The organism is Chitinophaga niabensis, assembly GCF_900129465.1.
Lineage (GTDB): Bacteria > Bacteroidota > Bacteroidia > Chitinophagales > Chitinophagaceae > Chitinophaga > Chitinophaga niabensis.
Genome location: NZ_FSRA01000002.1, coordinates 2,135,753 through 2,154,482, shown reverse-complemented (window position 1 = coordinate 2,154,482; position 18,730 = coordinate 2,135,753). Strand labels below are relative to the sequence as shown.

The window sequence follows — 18,730 nt, the reverse complement described above, 5'->3', positions numbered from 1 at the left end:
AAGTAATATGTCGACAAATAACAGTACCATCACCAAATTCAAGCATGTAAGCTATCTGTGGGATGAGGCAAAAGCAGCATCCATGGCAGGTGATGAAGTAGCCCTGCTGATCTATCGCTCTAACCTGCTGGGCGCTGATCTGCGTTTAACAAATTATGGCGGAGGCAATACCTCCTGCAAGGCTATGGCCACAGACCCCCTCACCGGAGAAAGTACAGAAGTGATGTGGGTAAAAGGTTCCGGTGGAGACCTTGGCACATTGAAGCGAAGTGGCCTCGCCGCTTTGTATGTAGACAGGATGCACCGCCTGAAAAATATCTACAAAGGATTAGACCAGGAAGATGAAATGGTGGAACTGCTGAACCATTGCATATACGACCTGCAATCAAAAGCACCATCTATCGATACCACATTGCATGGCTTTTTGCCCTTCGCGCATATAGACCATCTGCATCCTGATGCAGCGATCGCTATCGCCGCTTCCAAAGACGGTAAAAAGATCACACAGGAATTATTCAACGGTACCATCGGCTGGGTAGAGTGGCAGAAACCGGGATTCGACCTGGGTTTGAAACTGCGCCAGTGCCTCGATGAAAATCCAGGCATCAGGGGTATCATGTTAGGTTCCCATGGTTTATTCACCTGGGGCGATACCGCTTACGAAAGTTATTTGAACACGCTGGAAGTGATTGAACGTTGTGCGGAATACTTACAGGAAAACATCGGTAAAAAAAGACCGGTGTTCGGCGGTCAGCGCATGGAATCTTTGCCCAAGGCAGACAGGTTGGCAAGAGCCGCTGCCCTGGCTCCTGTGCTGCGCGGATATTGCTCTTCCAAAACAAAAATGATCGGCCACTTTACGGATGACGACAGGGTATTGGAATTCATCAACTCCAATGATCTGGATAGGCTGGCGCCACTCGGTACCAGTTGCCCGGACCACTTCCTGCGTACAAAGATCAGCCCCCTGGTGCTGGATTTCTCTGTAACAGAAGATATCAGTGTGATCAAAGAAAAGCTCGGCCCGATGTTCGATGCCTACCGCCAGATGTACACTGATTATTACAATGCCTGCAAACATCCCAACAGTCCGGCTATACGGGACACAAATCCTGTGGTGATCTTATATCCCGGCATAGGCATGTTCACTTTTGCAAAAGATAAACAAACAGCACGTGTAGCGGCGGAGTTCTATATCAATGCTATCAATGTAATGAAAGGCGCGGAAGCGATCTCTTCATACATCTCGCTGCCAAGGCAGGAAGCATTCAATATTGAATACTGGTTACTGGAAGAAGCCAAACTGCAACGCATGCCCAAACCGAAACCCCTCACCGGCAGAATAGCCCTGGTAACAGGCAGCGCCGGCGGGATCGGTAAAGCTATTGCACAAAAATTTGCACAGGAAGGTGCGGTAGTAGTGATCAATGATAACGACGCACAACGTCTTGAAACGGCCAAAGCTTCCTTCAGCCAGCAATTTGGTGCAGATGGATTTGCAGCAGATGTACTGGACGTTACCAAAATAGATACTATCCGCAAAACGTTCAATACAGCAGCCCTCGCCTTCGGTGGTGTGGATATTGTAGTGAACTGCGCCGGTCTTTCTATTTCCAAACCCATGGAAGAGCATACGGAAGCCGACTGGGATCTTTTGTACGATGTATTGGTAAAAGGTCAGTTCCTGGTTACGCAGGCCGGCATTGAAGTAATGCGCAAACAAAATATGGGCGGTGATGTATTGAACATTGTGAGCAAGAACGCACTCGTATCCGGCCCCAACAACGCAGGTTACGGTTCCGCTAAAGCAGCGCAATTACACCTGGGCAGGTTGAATGCCGCAGAGTTAGGCAAGGATCATATCCGTGTGAACACGGTGAACCCGGATGCTGTTATCTCAGACAGTAAGATCTGGGAAGGTGCATGGGCAGAAGGAAGAGCAAAAGCATATGGTGTTACCGTTGCAGAACTACCAGCCTTTTATGCCAAACGTACTTTACTCAATGAGATCATCCTGCCGGAAGACATTGCCAATGCCTGCTTTGCATTTGTTGGCGGATTACTGAACAAGGCTACAGGAAATGTGCTGAATATAGATGGCGGGGTAGCCATGGCATTTGTACGGTAAAAAAGAAGTATTTTATATGGCTTAATAAATCCATGCTATGGAAATTGCACAACACAATGAATCTTTACTGGCTGCACATCAACGCGCCTTTAATTATATCGCCGGAGAAACAGATCAAACGGAAGCCATACTTAACAAACTGGCTGCTTTCCAGGTGGCTATCCCCAGCTGGGCATTAGGAACAGGCGGTACCCGCTTTGGCCGTTTCCCTGCAGGTGGTGAACCACGCAACCTTGAAGAGAAAATTGAAGACATTGGCCTGCTGCACAAACTGAACCAGTCCAGCGGCGCTATTTCTTTACATATCCCCTGGGATATCCCTTCCAATCCTGCAAACATCAGGGCACTGGCGGCAGAACATGGTATCCGTTTCGATGCCATGAACTCCAACACTTTCCAGGACCAGCCTGGCCAGGCACTGAGCTACAAGTTCGGTTCCCTGCAACATGTAAATAAAGCCATCCGCCAACAGGCCATTGATCATAACATAGAGGTGATCAAACACGGTATTGAACTGGGTTCTGATTCTCTCACCGTATGGTTATCTGACGGCTCCTGTTTTCCCGGCCAGTTGAATTTCCGCCAGGCATTCCAGCACACACTGGAAGGTTTGCAGGAGATCTACAAAGCACTACCGGATAACTGGAAGGTGTTTGTAGAATACAAGGCATTTGAGCCTAACTTCTATTCCACTACGGTGGGCGATTGGGGCCAGTCTTTACTCTACGCCGGTAAACTGGGGCCTAAAGCTTATACATTGGTAGACCTTGGGCACCATTTACCCAACGCCAACATTGAACAGATCGTTGCCCTCCTGCTGATGGAAGGAAAACTCGGTGGTTTCCACTTCAACGACTCCAAATACGGCGATGATGACCTCACCGTGGGCAGCATCAAACCCTACCAGTTGTTCCTTATTTTCAATGAACTGGTAGAAGGGATGGACGCACGCGGTATGAACCACGCAAAAGACCTGGGCTGGATGATAGATGCCTCTCACAATGTGAAAGATCCTTTGGAAGATCTGCTGCAATCTGTGGAAGCGATCATGCTCACTTATGCACAGGCTTTGCTGGTAGACAGGAAGAAACTCGCAGCAGCTCAATTGAATAATGATGTGGTAACCGCGCAGGAAGTATTACAACAGGCTTTCCGCACAGATGTACGCGCATTGGTAGCTGAAGCCCGCTTAAGAGCAGGCGGTTCCCTGAACCCTTTGGGTTATTTCCGCGCAGCAAAAGTGAGAGCGCAATTAATTAAGAAGAGAGGCCTGAAAACTGTGGCAACCGGTCTGTAATAAATTGAATGAATGGCAAGAGTTCCCGTTATAGTGATATTTGATGTTGGTAAAACCAACAAGAAATTGTTCCTGTTTGATGAGCAATACAGGATCATATTTGAAAGAACTGCCCGTTTCACAGAAACAACAGATGAAGACGGGGACCCGTGTGAAAACCTGGAAAGCCTCCGCCTCTCTGTATTTGATTCGCTCCGGGAAGTTTTTAAAATGAAGGACATTGAAGTAAAGGCCATCAACTTCTCCACTTACGGAGCCAGCCTGGTATACATCAATGAAGACGGGAATCCGCTTACACCTTTGTATAACTACCTGAAAACATACCCGGAACCGTTAAAGCAACAGTTTTATAAAAAGTATGGTGGTGAAGCAGCATTCAGTGTACAGAGCGCATCTCCTGTATTGGGAAGCCTCAACTCCGGCATGCAGCTTTACCGGCTGAAACAGGAGCGGCCTGATGTTTTTGCATCTATGAAGTATGCCCTGCATCTGCCACAATACATGAGTTACCTCCTGTCCGGCACAGCCTGTTCTGATATTACCAGCATCGGCTGCCATACCAATCTCTGGGATTTCACCACTAACAGTTATCATCGCTGGGTGAAGGAGGAAGGGATCCTGGAAAAACTGGCACCCCTGATGCCTTCCAACGAAGTGATGCCTGCCGTATTTCCCGGCAACAACTATCATATTGGCACGGGCCTGCATGATAGCTCGGCAGCGCTGATCCCTTACCTGGTGAGTTTCCACGAGCCGTTCATATTAATTTCCACCGGCACCTGGTGTATCAGTTTTAATCCTTTCAACGAAAGCCCGCTTACGGCGGAAGAACTGGAACAGGATTGCCTCTGTTACATGACCTTCCAGGGAAAACCGATCAAAGCGTCGCGGCTTTTTGCAGGTTATGAACATGAACAGCAGGTGAAACGTATCTCGGATCATTTTAAACAACCGGCGCTGCGTTACAGGAACCTGGATTACGATCCAACCATTCCCCTGAAACCGGCAGGTAATTTTGCGGACAGGCAGCTGGTAGATTTTCCGGATGATGTAGCGGCCTATCATCAGCTCATGTTTGATATTGCTGTACAGCAGCAGCATTCAACCGGCCTGGTAGTGAAAGGCACAAAAGTGCGGCGGATCTTTGTGGATGGAGGTTTTAGTAAGAATGTGATCTACATGAACATGCTGGCCATGTTATTCCCGGAGATAGAGATCTATGCCGCTTCTATGGCACAGGCTACAGCTATGGGCGCAGCCCTGGCTATTCACCCTACCTGGAATAAAAAGAGCCTGCCTAATGACCTTATTGAACTGAAATATTACGCGGTAAAACAGGAGCACCTGCCCTTTTGATAAATGGGTTTGACTGCCTTGCCTATTGTTATCGCGAAACAGGGGCATCCCCCCTTTTAATAAAGATCTGCGCTCCCTCAGCTAACATGGAATGTGGGAGACTATATCCGGAAAACGGTTTTCCGTTAATGGTGATGGATTGAATATATGCGCCTTTACTGCTTGTCTTTATAACAGTTTTCTTTCCATTTGGGAGGTGGATCGAAATACTGTCGAAGATAGGTGTACAGAGCATATATTCTCCTCCCACCGGGTCTACAGGATAAAGCCCCATGGCTGCGAATACATACCACGCACTCATTTGCCCGGCATCATCATTTCCACTTAATCCGCCAATCCCATCGCTGTACTCCTCTTTTAAAATGCGCGCTACTTTCTCCTGCGTTTTCCAGGGAGCGGAAGTATAATTGTACAGGAAAGGGATATGATGCCCCGGTTCGTTCCCATGCCAGTATTCATTCTTTTCAAACAGGCTATCCAGTGCCGCTTCCAGGTTCAGCAGTGAAGCCAACCCTTTCACATCCTGTGGTACATAAAAAGTATACTGCCTCGGAGTACCTTCCGTGATAAAGAACAATTTCTTATCGGCGTTAAAATCTTTGTAGAAACTGCCATCGGCATATCTTCCATTCATCAGGCCTACGTTCTTATCAAAGATGTTCCGGTAATTGGCTGCACGTTTTTCCAGCTTTGCAAGGTCTTCTTTTTTGCCAAGGCTGCGTGCTACGGTAGCTAATGCATAATCATCATAAGCATACTCCAACGTGCGGGATACCTGTTCCCGCTTATGGAATGCATCCATCACACTATCTTCCAGGGGGATATAACCATACAGGAGATAAGAGGTGATTGCCCTGCGGCCTTTCCCGTTCTTATAATCTTTGATATCCGGTATCTCAAAAGCATTCTGCCGCATGAGTGCATAAGCTGCTTCAGTATCATAATTGCGGATATGCTTATTGTAGGCCGAAGCAATGAACGCAGTACCGTGATCTCCTATCATGGCAGCCGTATAACTGTTCCAGCAGGGGAAGATAGGCAGCCATCCACCCTGCTGCCCTTTAAGGATCATGGATTGTACAAAGTCATTGATCAATGCAGGTTGCAATATTTCAAATAAAGGGAGTTGCGCACGATAGATATCCCACATGGAAAAATCGTCGTAATACCCGCCTTGCTTCAGTTGTTCATGCTGATAATCACCTGCAAACCTTGGATACAGTCCATCCACATCGCTCATCAGGCGGGGATGCTGCATACTGTGATACATTGAAGTATAAAAGATCCGTTTGGCCTGTTCATCAGCTGTACGCACTTCAATCTGCCCCAGTGCTTTATTCCAGGCGGTTTCTGCCTTTTTGCGCAAGGCGGCGAAATCCCAGGTGTTCATCTCTGCCTGTAAGTTCTTCCTCGCGCCTTCCAGCCCTGTGAAAGAAGTACCTGCACGCAAACGGATCACGGAACCTTTCCCTGCATACAGCGCAATGCCTGTAGCGGTAGCAATCACTTCCACTGCACCACGCCTTCCTGTTTTCGCACCTATCGCATCCACATCATACTGTATCACAAACCAGCCACTAAAGCCTGCAGGTTGCCCGCTGCCCTGGTAGATCCTGTACACCGGGTTATATCCTGTGATCTCTTTCTTTACAGGATCGATCGTAATCCCCCCTTTCTGCTTATCACTATTGGGCGTAACCACAATATGCAAACTGTCATCTTTCAGCATAGTGAACTGCAGCATGCCGCAACGCAAAGTTGCCGTCATCTCGGTTTGTACATTCCCCAGTTCGTTCTTATAATAATGCGGCTGGCTGATCTCCTTCGTATGGTCCAAAGTATTACCGCCACTGGTTACCGGCATAATGGTAACACTGCCATAGTCCTGCGTGCAGGAACCACTCAGCCAATGCGTGAGCCTGTAGCCGCTGGAGGTTTCATCTTTATAATAATAAGGAGCCTGGCATTTCTTTTCCGTAGTGCGGGTTTGGGGAGTGAGTTGAGACATACCGAAAGGCAGTCCTACCGCAGGGATCACATTCGCCAGCATTTCTGTACCGGCACCATGTTTCTGCGCACTGATGGTAGTGGCAGCAGAAGTACCCATCAGCGGGTTCACATATTGAACATGCTGCGCATACGCACAGCTACTGAGCAGCAATAATAACAACGTTCTCATGGATAGTAAATATAGCAGGAATATTTACAAATATTCCTGCTATTCTACGGCTATCCCAAGGGTAATTCCAGGGGGCATTCCTAAAAATTACCCCAGCGTTACTTCTTTCGTGTATACATTGCCAAAACGGTCTGTAGCTTTCACGGTGAGTACCTTTGCATTTGCAGAAGGTTTGGCCGTAAAGAGGTGCTCTGTTAAACTGGGTTCTACCCAGGTGTGTTTTACCGGCATGGCTGGTCCTTTATACAGTTCCACCGCTTCAGGATCATACCCGATGATCTGCTCCATATCACCTTTGGCCACACCATCTTCCAGCCATTCTACTTTCCACTTCGGGTCCCAGTTCCAGACATTGGCCACCACAGCATCCGCATGTTCAGCCATACGGCCTTTTTTATGTATGCTGATCTGGTGTGTTTTATCAAAACCAACAGATTTGTAATACCATTTGATATCGTTTCCATCTACTTCATATACACCATATCCACTGGGTGTTCCATCTGAACAAATAGGGCCGGTCCACCAGGCACCACAAACAGTGCCATGGTTATGCTCCATGATATTGTCCTTTTCCCAATTCTCATTGAAGTGGGTATGGCCGCTCATGATGTGTACATTATACGGTTTCAGCATGGCATACAATGCAGCGCGGTTACTGGTAACACCACCCAGTTCTTCTTCCTTCGCACCACTCCTTCTCTTGGCGCCATTATCTGAAGGGATATGCAGCGATACCACTACCGTACTGCCGGCAGGTACATGTTGCAGGTCCTTTTCCAGCCAGCTCAGCTGGTTTTCCGTAAGGTAACCGATATAACGGTGGCCGGTGCCAATGAAGAATACATTATCCAATATTACATAATGCACTTTACCCCTGTTGAAGGAATAATAGGTAGGGCCGAAGTTTTCCTTGTAGGTAGCCTGTGAACGATCGTCCGTACGGGCAGCATAATCAATATCGTGATTACCGATCACCTGGAAGAAAGGGGCACCTGTAGTACCTACCGCTTCTTTATAGTCAGCGTATAGTTCAAACTTATCAAACACCAGGTCTCCTGCACCAATACCGTGAACAGGTATCTGGCCAAGAGAGGCAACCAGCGCTTTCGTATCAGGAGCGGAAATGGTTTTCAGTAATTCCGCATCTTCTTTCGTGAGGATCTGTGTATCACCCCATACAATGAAGGCATGTTTATCATCACCACCTTTGATAACATCCAGGGGGAACCGGATATTCTGCTGCGGGGCATTCCTGTCTATCTTAACATAAAAATCAGCCACGCCTTTTTTGTGCGGGATGGCGTAACCGGAGGGAACAGAGAGGAAAACGAACTCCGCATTCACATGCGGCTCAAAGCCAAAGCTGCCGTCACTGCCTGTTTTCACCACATTGTAACCATCACTGATCACTACATGGGCAATACCTTTACCGGCAGCAGTTACTTTACCTTGTACCTTTTTAACCTGGCTCTTTTCCCTTCCTAATACTTCTACCGCAGGTAATGCGGCAGCGGCGGAGAATACGCCAAAACTTTTCAGAAAATTCCTTCTTTTCATATGGGCTGTTGTAAGCCGCAAAGAAAAGCATCCAATGTTACTTAATTATTAAGGATCACTTGCCCATCCACTTCTTAAACTCCGTTACCCTTTCACGGCTCACCAGCGCTTCTTTACTTTCAGAGGGTTTTAATCCAAGAATAAGGCGGTTACCAAAATAATCATCAATCTTATCGATGCTGCGCACAGCAACAAAAAAAGAACGACTGATGCGGAAATATTGTTCCGGGTCCAGCATTTCGTCCAGTTCATCCATCGTATAATCAATAACAAACTTCTGGTTATCATATGTTTTAAAGAAGTTTAGTCTTCCATCACAGAAGAAGTAAGCGATCTCACTGATATCAATTGAAACCAGCTTCCGGCCATGCTTTACGAGGAACCGTTTCCGGTAAGCAGGGGGTTGCAGTTTCTGGCGAAGTTCCTTCAGCAGATGGTCCATATTCATGGGGTCATCCGTTGCATTGGTAGAAAATCCTTTCTTCAGTTCCTTGTATTTATTGAGGGCTGCCTGTAATTCATCTTTCTGTACAGGTTTCAGCAGGTAGTCGATACTGTTCACCTTAAAAGCCTTCAGGGCATATTCATCGTAGCTGGTGGTAAATACCACGGGGCTTTTTACTTCGGTGAGATTGAAGATCTCAAAGCTCTGTCCATCCGCCAGCTCAATATCCATCAGGATCAGGTCTGGTTTGGGATTAGACTGCAACCATTCCACCGCGGAAGAAATACTGTCTGCCGTACCCACTACGGTAGAAGCAGGGTCTACCGATTGCAATGTTTTCTGTAATTTCTTTACAGCCAGATCTTCGTCTTCAATGATAAAAATATTCATAAAAAGAAATTTACTACTTAACTCAGTCCCGGGATCAGCGGCAACACCACTACAAACCGGTTCTCCAATTCATTGATCCGCACATCGTACCGGCGTAACAGCCTGTACTTCTCCCGGATATTGATCAACCCTATACCGGTGGATTCCGGTTTGTTGATCTTCTTCACCAGGTTGTTCTCTATCACCAGGTAACCATCTTCTGTAGAAGTAATGGTAAGGGCAATCGGTTCCTGTTTGCTCACCACATTATGCTTCACCGCATTTTCCACCAGCAGCTGCAAGCTCAGGGCTGGTAATTCATACAACATAAAGCCGTTATCTATCTTCACGTGCATCTGAAAGCTCTCGCCATGCCTTGTTTTCAGCAACTGGTAATAGGATTGTATAAAGTTCACTTCCTGCTCTACCGTACTCATGCCGCTTTCGTTATTGCGCAGCAGGTAGCGGTATACTTTACTCAGCTCATCCAGGAATTCCTCTGCCAGCTTTTTATCTTCCGAGATCAAAGAAGATAGCGTGTTGAAGCAATTGAAGAGGAAGTGAGGGTTTACCTTCTGTTTCAGGTTATCAAACTCCTGCTCCAGGTGCAGCTTCTCCATCATTTCCTGCTCTGTGGCGCTTTCCTTATACTTATCAATGATATACAATACCTCCCACAGTGTTTCAAACATGATATTCACTGCCAGGCCTATCAGGTATGCATACAACAGGTCTATTCTCTCCAGTTCGTAACCCAGGATATGGAACCAGTCGTACACCAGCAAAATAAACAAACCGGATGGCGTCATCACCACCAGGTTCACCAGGCTTTTCCAGCTGATCCGCTGTGCCGTTTGCTCCAGCGAAGGGAACCTGCTGATCACGTAGTGATCGTACTGGTAGTGCATGAACCAACTCACTACACCTATCCCATACAGCAGCGGAAAAGAGATGGCCCATATCCGCCAGTCGCTGAAGATCCGTTCATCATAAAGGATGTATACCCATGCCAGTATAATGAAAGGCATGGAATATAAAAAACCCAGTGTTTGTATCCTGTTAGGTTTTACAAATTTCATAAGCCTGCCTCCCTTCCCCCGAACAAGGGTAAATTGATGATCCGTATGTTGCTGCTCTCACTGATCGTGATCGGCGGGGCATTCAGCAGCTGGTATTTATTCAGCAGGTTGTCCAGCCCTTCTTCTATATTAAAGTTCTGCAACACTGTTTTTTCATATACCGAATGCGTGATCGTGATCTCGTTGTTATCGTTGCTTTCAATCAGTATCTTCAGCGGGTTCTTTTTACTGATGGCATTGGTATAGATAATATTCTCCAGGATCACCTGCATGCTCAGGGGCGGCAGGTTCTTACGCAGGGCATCCCTGTCTACCCTGATAATTGCTTTGATAGCAGTGCCAAACCGTTGTTCTGTTAAGTACAGGTATGATTCTGCAAACTTGATCTCATCTGCCACCGGTATCAGGAATTCATCGTCGCTGCGTAACAGGTACCGGTGTACCATACTCATTTCGTCCAGGAACCTTTCTGCTTTTTCTTCTTCGTCCGGGATAAGGCCGGAGAGGGTATTAAAACAATTAAAAAGAAAGTGCGGGTTGATCTGGCCTTTTAAACCCAGCAACCGGCTCCGCTGATAGGCGTTCTTCAGCTTTTCTGTTTCCGCCAGGGAAGCTTTCCAGTTTTCCCAGTTGGCGATCGCTTCATTGATGAAAGTGATCACCGTGCTCAGGATGCAGCCGCATAATACGGTCCACCAGAACATATGCGGTTTTGCCTGGCATTGCAGCACAGGCACATGATTGTAAGACAGGTACAGCGCCGTCATACTGCCAATGTTCATCAGGTAGAAGATGGGCAGCATAATAGCGATGCGTTTGAACAGGTCGCCGGCGGAAGGGAACCTGTTACGGATGAATACGGCTACCAGGCCAAATATGAAATAGACGACCAGGAAGTACAGGCCACTCCCGAGGAAACTCTTCCCAAATTCCAGCGCGCTCCTGAAGATACAGCTCCCGAATACCAGCATGTTCATCACAAGGATATAGGGGATCATCACCCATCCGAAGACCAGTGGTTCTTTTTTGCTATATCTTACAAAGGCCATGTTATAAATGTATTAAAATCCGGGTGTATTGCGTATAACATGGTCATGAATTGAGGGAAACAAGGATGAAATGTACTAAACCATGGATGAATTGTTATCCCCGGTGGTGGCGGCCTTCAGGTAAATTGCCCGGCCAGGTTACCGTTGCAACACAGGTTCCGTAGCCTTCAGATAAGCCTGCCAGGCTTTGAGGTCTTCCTCGTTCATTTCTTCCAGCGCCTGCCAATGCAGGCAATTTCCGTAACTACCAGCCAGCTCTTTGCCTTTTGCAACTAACTGTTCGGTATCCGTGGCATACCTGCCGCCTGTTTCCTTTGACTCCCTGATGTTACAGGCTGCCATGCTCAAACATACCATGAGCCCGGAGATAACAATCTTCATGTCAACATTTTTTGGGGTTATGAATATGATGACAAAATTAACGTAGCAGGGAAAGGCACACAACGCTGAAATGCGTGAATTGCAGAGAAGGGTGCCTGAATTGAAAAGAAGGTATGGATGGCGGAATAAGCCGCCCTGAACGGCAAAGAGAAACAGGAATTACATTGCAATTACCCGGGCAGCAAAGGAAAACAAGAATTATCCTGCACCGCAAAGAAGGCCCGCAACAATAATGCTGCAGGCCCCTGGTTTAATAATTATTGGGGAGCTACAACTGTTTGCTGGTTCACGATCGGCCAGATACCCGGCGTTGGAACACTTACACCTTTCGTTTTCCCACGCAGCCCTGCATCTGCACCAAAGTAGTACAAAGGCCAGCCTTTATAGGTAAGTTGCTTTTTGGTGAACACATTGATCACAGCAAAATCCGCAGCAGCTACGCCGGTAGGTACCTTTTTCAGTTCCGCTACCTCATAGATCGGCCAGGTAGGATTATTACTGAAATCTTCCTTAGTGTATTTATTCACATTGTTCTTGTCGTTCTTAAAGCCATACAGCGTACGGCCACTCGCATCCGTAAAATACTGTACCACTTCTACACCTTCCACATAAGCACTGGTATACTGTTTACCATTATTCCCGATCAAGGGGCCATTCATGAGCATGATGGTATAATCCGGTTTTGCCACAAACCATACCTTACCCACATTCTCTCCTTTTGCTTCACCGGCAGCAGCATCTGTTTTGTAATAATACAAAGGCCAGCCTTTATAGGTATTCTGCTTCGCCCCATCCGGCCGGGTGATGGTTCCAAAATCCGCTGCGGCCAAACCAGCTCCCAGGCGAAGCGTGGTAGTATAAAAGATAGGCCAGGTATCTCTGCATCCGCCACTGCAGACAGAATTACCCGTGGTATCCCTTGTATAAAAATAGAGTGTACGGCCGGCACTGTCAGTTAATACCTGACCAAGGGGAGCAACTTCTCTCAGTACAATATTGTCAACCGGGGGTGGAGGAACAGGGGGCGCCTGGTCTCTTGTACAAGCCACTGACAGGCATGCGAAGGCAATCACAGTAATGTGTGCTTTTGTGTTCAGCATAATGATTAACGGTTAAGATTATAAACTATCCGCTAATACGGGGAGGAAGTTTGCCGGGTTGCCTATCAGCGAACTTTATTCTGATTGATATTATTTTAACAGAAAGGCCCCGGTAATTCCGGAGCCTTAAAATAATCAGAACTTAAGTAAGAGGTTAACAGCTTAATTACGCGGAGACGCACAAGGCTTCCATGCAAAAAATTATAGCTCCTTAGGGTCCAGCAACTGCGGCATCCACACCCTGAACATGGGCAGGGACGCTGCATTCCCTGCAGAGGCATAATCGCACAACGAAAGCGGAACAGGTTTTGTTCCTCCTTCTGCATAAGATTCCGGCATGCACATCGCATCAAACTGCATCCAGATGCCATTTTTATTTACATCCTTTAATGTAAGTGCAATACGTTTATCCTTATCTGCTATCGGTTTTACAATAGCGCCGAAATCCGGTCCGGGCAATCTTGCATCCCTCGCCAGCAGTACCGGCCCACGAAAAATAGCCACATATTTTGGCGTAGTGCCTGATGTTTCAACACGGCCTCTCATATCCAGCTCCAATGCCAATGCATCTCCCTTTGCCCATTTACGTTTGATCGTAGCATAAGTGCCCGGCGTTACATTTGCTACCGGCGCTCCATTCACGGTTAACGTGGAAATCTCACTCCATGCAGGTATACGTATACGCAAGGTCATTTCCTCTGTTTTAGCCAATTGAATACCGATGGCTATTTTTCCAGACACAGGGTAATCTGTATGTTGCTGCAAAATTACCTGCTGGCCGGAAGGTGATCTTAAAACAAATTCTCCCTCCGTAAAGAAATTAACAGACAAACCATCTTTGCCAGACATCGCAACCGTTAACGGTAAAGTGAACAATCCTCTCGGCCCGCTGGCTTCACAGCAGTTCAGCCCCATGCCACATTGTTCACTCCCTTTCAATCGCTGCCCGTATAAGGGCGTATACTTTGCCCATGCAGCACCATCTGTACTCATGGAACCTAATAGTGCATTGTAGTAGGTCTGCTCAATAGCATCAGCATATTTCGCTTCTCCCGTTAAGCGCAATAACTGCTGGCTTAACTTGATCCATGTAGCTGTAACACAGGTTTCCTGGTAATGATGGATGGGTGAAGTTTGCAGATGCGCACCGCCAAACCAGCATTCCAAAGCAGAACCGGAACCCGCCACATTGATCTCCGTATTCCTGATATTCTCCCAGGTTTGTACTACTGCCTGTTTATATTTTTCTTCACCCGTTAAACGATAATACTCCAATAACCCTTCGTAGCAGGACATCATCTCATAAGCCTTCTGCCCCTGGTCCCATCCATACCAGTTATTTACCGCTTTCGGGAAACGTTTGGCCACATCAATTTCCGATTTACTGATCAGCTGCGGCCCTTGCGGCGTTTCCCATTCTTTAATGATCTCTTCCGCAAATGCCAGGTACTTTTTATTCTTTGTGCGGGCATACAAACGGCAAACAGGTTCCAATACGGAAGTAGCCGCCATGCCCCTGTGGTTACCCATCTTCACGATCAGCACATTCTTTTTCTCCAATTCCCTCATCAAATGGTCTGCTACCTTTCCTGCGGCGGCAAGGCTTTTTTTATCTCCGGTCAGATCATAATAATCCAGCAAACCCAGCATCACATATTTCCGCCCCCAGATATCCCATGCCTGCAACCTGTTAGCCTCCGCATAATTCCCGATATACCCATCCTCCGTTTGCGTACTGATAATACCTGTTACCGCATGGTCCAGCACAGCTTTCAGTTGGGGCTCCGGTTTATAACGATACGCCAGCACGGCAGACGTGAACCACTTTCCCCAGAACTCCGTTTGCCAGCAACGGGTTTCAGTACGTGTTTTAAACGTCTCAATTAATCTGTCCACATCCTGCGCAAGGATGCGGTTGTTGTAGGAAGCATCTAATCTTTCACCGGTAAAACCAGCTATGCGCACGGAAGAAGCAGGTTTTAGCTGATCATCAACAGGACCGGTTCGTAATACAAAAGCCGAGGCTAGTAACAGGAATAATTTCATCTTTCATAACGTTATGGGCTAAATCTAATAAAAAGCAACTAACGTGGCATCCTGTACCCTCCGGATTTGTTAATGAAAAGGCATTCCGCCTTGCGTAATAAATTTTCCCGATCCGACATCCCAATTTGGAAAACTGGGGGGAAATTTGCATCCGCAAATACTGCTTAACACATGAGAACGGGGTTATATTTCCTATTACTTATATTTACTTATAATATATCAATCGCCAGAGAATCAGCGGATAAGGGCACAATTAAGGGAAAGGTAGTTACAACAGACGGTAAACCGGTAGACGGAGCCAGTATCCAGGTAAAAGGCATTCAGGGCGAATTTGTTTCTGCGGAAGACGGGGTTTTCACTGTACAGCAAATAAAGACCGGCATCCATACATTAAGGGTTTTACTGATAGGATATGCCCCTGCCATCCTCGAAGTGGAAGTAAAAAAGGACGAGATCACCAAAGTGACCGTTCAATTAGAAGTAACACAACAGCAACTGAACGAGGTAACCATCACCTCCGGTTATAACAAATTCAACAAAAAAGAAACAGACGATATTGCCCGCCTGCCGTTAAAGAACATCGAAAATCCGCAGGTGTACACCATCGTTACCAAAGAGATCATCAAGGAACAACTGGCTACGGACTATAACAGTATTTTCAAGAACATACCCGGCGCAGGCATACCCATTGTATACAACCAGGGCAGAAGTGCATTGCTCACCAGGGGTTTTGTTACCGCCAACCTGATCCGCAACAGCATTTCCGGTTTTGTATATACTAATATTGACCCCGCCAACCTGGAAGTACTGGAAGCGATCAAAGGCCCTTCCGGCACACTCTTCAACAGCAGCCAGATCTCTTTCGGCGGTTTGTTCAACCGCGTTACCAAAAAACCAAACGAAGCCCGGAAAGGAGAGATCAGTTATTCTGCCGGCAGCTATAACCTGAACCGCCTCACTTTCGATGTTAACACACCTCTCAATGAAGATAAAACAGTGCTGATGCGTGTGAATGGTGCCCTGCATACAGAACAAAGTTTCCAGGACGCAGGTTTTACCCGCAGCCTGATGCTCGCTCCCAGCTTTATCTATAAAGCAGACGATAAACTTTCTTTCCTGCTGGATATAGAAGCATCTACTTTTAATGCCACCTCTCCCATCCGTTATGCGCCTGCAACAAAAGGAAAGGTCACCAATATTAAAGACCTGGGTATGGACTATAAACGTTCATTCACCAATAATACACTGGACTACGTTACAAAACAGTTCAATGTTTTCGGTCAGATCAACTACCAGATCAACAGCCAGTGGAAATTGCAAACCAATCTCACCCGTACTTTTTCTACCACCGTTGGTTATGTAAGTCAGCTGAGAGGAATAACAGACAGCACTTTACAACTCAGCGTACAAAAAGAGAATTTCCCTTATAACGGTACAGAGATCCAGCAGAACCTGGTCGGCGATTTCAGGATCGGTAAATTACGCAACCGCATTGTGATAGGTGTTGACTTCTTTAACCAACGTAGTGATAGGACCACACCCACTATCAACCTTCCTGTTATCAATTTCAAAAAGCCGGGAGCTGCCTATGCTAATTTCAATGCAGACAGGGTGGACTCAATTGCAGCTACTGTACCATATGATATGTACAGGACCAACCTGTACACCTACAGCGCCTATGTGTCTGACGTAATTAATATCACCCCTAAGCTGAATGTGATGTTAAGCCTGCGTGCAGACCGCTATGTAGATGAAGGCACTTACCGCCCTGCATTCGATACTGCCAGTGGCGCATTTTCCCAGAATGCATTGTCTCCCAAGCTGGGCATTGTGTATGAAGTACTGAAAGAAAAAATATCGCTGTTCGGTAACTACATGAATGGATTCAATAACGTCACCGGCCAGGATTACACAGGCGCAAACTTTAAACCACAGCAAGCCAACCAGTGGGAAGCAGGTTTTAAGCTGGACGTTTTCAATCACAAGCTCAGCAGCACCATCAGCTATTATAATATTGATGTGACCAATATGACCCGTGTAGACCTGGAACATACTAATTTCAGCATCCAGAATGGCACACAGGTAAGCAAAGGAGTAGAAGCAGAAGTGATCGCCAACCCTTTCTCCGGATTCAACATTGTAGCCGGTTATACTTATAACGATAGCAAATACACCTTTGCTGATACAACAGTACAAGGCTTAAGGCCAGCTACCGCAGGTCCTGAACACCTGGTTAACTTCTGGATGAGCTACCGCCTGATGGCCGGCCCTGCAAAAGGATTAGGGTTTGGTATAGGCGGCAATTACGGCAGCGCTTCTTTCCAGACAAATACCAAAGCATTTGTATTTAATATTCCTTCCTACACCTTACTGGATGCAACAATATATTACGACAGGCCTACGTACCGTTTTGGTGTAAAAGTGGATAACCTTACTAATGAAAAATACTGGTCGCCCCGCCTGGCACCGCAAATGCCAACCAGGGTTACAGCAAATGCTACTTTCAGATTTTAACAGATGAAGAAGAAACAAAGATTTAAAAATATTGTACGAAAGATTCACTTATGGCTCGGGTTATCATCCGGGCTTGTGGTTTTTATAGTGGCCCTCACCGGCGCCCTGTACATATTTGAAGAAGAAGGCAGGGCATTGTTCCAGCACCGGTACTATCACATCCCTGAAAGTAATGTCAATCATCCCCGGCTGCCGGTGGATCAAATGCAGGCAACCGTTACTGCACGTTATCCTAAGGAGAAGATCACCAGCATACGTTTCCAGGAAACAAAAGATGCAGCGTTCATCTTCTTCATGGAAAAAAGATTTGTATCTGTTGACCCTACTACCGCTCAGATCATTGGTGTAAGGAACAAAAATGCAGATTTCTTTACAGTGGTATTGAAGATCCATATGGAACTTTATATGGGCGAAGTTGGTAAAGAGATCATCCGCTGGAACGTACTGATATTTTTCCTGATGTGCGTGAGCGGACTTATCTTATGGTTCCCGAAACAATTAAGGTTCTTCAAACAGGCCGTACGCATCAACTTTAAAACAAAGAACTACAAACGCCTCAACTGGGACCTGCATAGTGTGCTGGGGTTCTATGCGCTTATCATCCTGCTCGTTATTTCCCTCACCGGTATGTTCTGGGTCTTTGATACAGTAAAAGAGGCAGCAGCCAAAATAGCCGGTGGCACCACTGAATATAATGCTAAAAGAAAACCCATTAAGCCGGAAACGACAGGGCATTTCACCTTGCAGGATGCCTATGCCATGGCCTCACAGGATTTCCCCGGCGCTAAAGAAACTTTCATCACGCCCTTTAATGATAAGGATGCCACCATCCGTATCACCATGCGGTATCCTTATAGCATTATACGTAAACAGAACACGCTTTACTACAGCGCTAACTCAGGGAAACTGGTATTTTCAGAACTCTATAAGAACTACACTGGTTATGCAGCCGTAGCCAGGAGTAATTTCGATTTTCATACAGGGAGGATCAGGGCTTTGGGCATAGGCAGCAAGATCGTTTACTTTATTGTAGCGTTAATTGCAGCATCTTTGCCCATTACCGGTTTCATCGTTTGGTGGGGAAGAAGGCATAAGAAGAAGATACCTGCTCCTGCAAAACGCAGGATCACAAAACCGGTGATGGTGACGAAAGATTTCATGGAAGCACCCAGCCCTAATTAAGAGCGGAGAACCGCTGGCCGCAGGCAACTATTTCTGATGCAGGGCCCT

The 18,730-nt window shown here is 46.7% G+C and carries 13 protein-coding genes; 5 read left to right on the top strand and 8 right to left on the bottom strand.

What is annotated here, in order from left to right:
- The first annotated feature begins 7 nt into the window (after positions 1–7).
- From BUR42_RS26020 to BUR42_RS26010, 3 genes are read left to right on the top strand one after another with little or no spacing between them, the layout of a single operon-like run.
- Positions 8–2,128, top strand: coding sequence for a bifunctional aldolase/short-chain dehydrogenase (locus BUR42_RS26020; RefSeq protein ID WP_074242473.1), 2,121 nt, complete (start codon positions 8–10; stop codon positions 2,126–2,128).
- A gap of 37 nt (positions 2,129–2,165) precedes the next feature.
- On the top strand, positions 2,166–3,425 hold the full coding sequence (locus tag BUR42_RS26015; protein WP_074242472.1) for a sugar isomerase: 1,260 nt from the start codon (positions 2,166–2,168) through the stop codon (positions 3,423–3,425).
- A gap of 12 nt (positions 3,426–3,437) precedes the next feature.
- Complete coding sequence (locus tag BUR42_RS26010; protein ID WP_074242471.1) at positions 3,438–4,781, top strand: FGGY-family carbohydrate kinase; 1,344 nt, start codon at positions 3,438–3,440, stop codon at positions 4,779–4,781.
- A gap of 28 nt (positions 4,782–4,809) precedes the next feature.
- On the opposite strand, the gene BUR42_RS26005 is transcribed toward BUR42_RS26010, so the two are convergent.
- The 8 genes from BUR42_RS26005 to BUR42_RS25970 all read right to left on the bottom strand — a co-directional run bounded on the left by BUR42_RS26005 (position 4,810) and on the right by BUR42_RS25970 (position 14,986).
- Positions 4,810–6,960, bottom strand: coding sequence for a GH92 family glycosyl hydrolase (locus BUR42_RS26005; RefSeq protein WP_074242470.1), 2,151 nt, complete (start codon positions 6,958–6,960; stop codon positions 4,810–4,812).
- 87 nt (positions 6,961–7,047) lie between these two features.
- Positions 7,048–8,517 carry a calcineurin-like phosphoesterase C-terminal domain-containing protein gene (locus BUR42_RS26000; RefSeq protein ID WP_074242469.1) on the bottom strand — a complete coding sequence of 490 codons (1,470 nt, stop codon included), beginning with the start codon at positions 8,515–8,517 and terminating at the stop codon, positions 7,048–7,050.
- A 55-nt stretch (positions 8,518–8,572) separates the two neighbouring features.
- Entirely contained in the window at positions 8,573–9,352 is a 780-nt protein-coding gene (locus tag BUR42_RS25995) for a LytR/AlgR family response regulator transcription factor (RefSeq protein WP_074242468.1), read from the bottom strand.
- 17 nt (positions 9,353–9,369) lie between these two features.
- Positions 9,370–10,410, bottom strand: coding sequence for a sensor histidine kinase (locus BUR42_RS25990; RefSeq protein WP_074242467.1), 1,041 nt, complete (start codon positions 10,408–10,410; stop codon positions 9,370–9,372).
- On the bottom strand, positions 10,407–11,459 hold the full coding sequence (locus BUR42_RS25985; RefSeq protein WP_074242466.1) for a sensor histidine kinase: 1,053 nt from the start codon (positions 11,457–11,459) through the stop codon (positions 10,407–10,409). The genes BUR42_RS25990 and BUR42_RS25985 overlap by 4 nt, the downstream gene beginning before the upstream one ends.
- A gap of 138 nt (positions 11,460–11,597) precedes the next feature.
- Entirely contained in the window at positions 11,598–11,840 is a 243-nt protein-coding gene (locus BUR42_RS25980) for a hypothetical protein (RefSeq protein ID WP_074242465.1), read from the bottom strand.
- Positions 11,841–12,097: 257 nt separating this feature from the next.
- On the bottom strand, positions 12,098–12,940 hold the full coding sequence (locus BUR42_RS25975; RefSeq protein ID WP_074242464.1) for a hypothetical protein: 843 nt from the start codon (positions 12,938–12,940) through the stop codon (positions 12,098–12,100).
- 201 nt (positions 12,941–13,141) lie between these two features.
- A complete protein-coding gene (locus BUR42_RS25970) occupies positions 13,142–14,986 on the bottom strand; it encodes a glycoside hydrolase family 127 protein (RefSeq protein ID WP_074242463.1) in 1,845 nt (614 codons plus the stop codon).
- Between the two features lie 171 nt (positions 14,987–15,157).
- Between BUR42_RS25970 and BUR42_RS25965 the strand changes: the two genes are divergently transcribed.
- Both BUR42_RS25965 and BUR42_RS25960 read left to right on the top strand, forming a co-directional pair.
- Entirely contained in the window at positions 15,158–17,500 is a 2,343-nt protein-coding gene (locus BUR42_RS25965) for a TonB-dependent receptor (protein ID WP_074242462.1), read from the top strand.
- Positions 17,501–17,503: 3 nt separating this feature from the next.
- Positions 17,504–18,682 carry a PepSY-associated TM helix domain-containing protein gene (locus BUR42_RS25960; protein WP_074242461.1) on the top strand — a complete coding sequence of 393 codons (1,179 nt, stop codon included), beginning with the start codon at positions 17,504–17,506 and terminating at the stop codon, positions 18,680–18,682.
- The last annotated feature ends 48 nt before the right edge of the window (positions 18,683–18,730 follow it).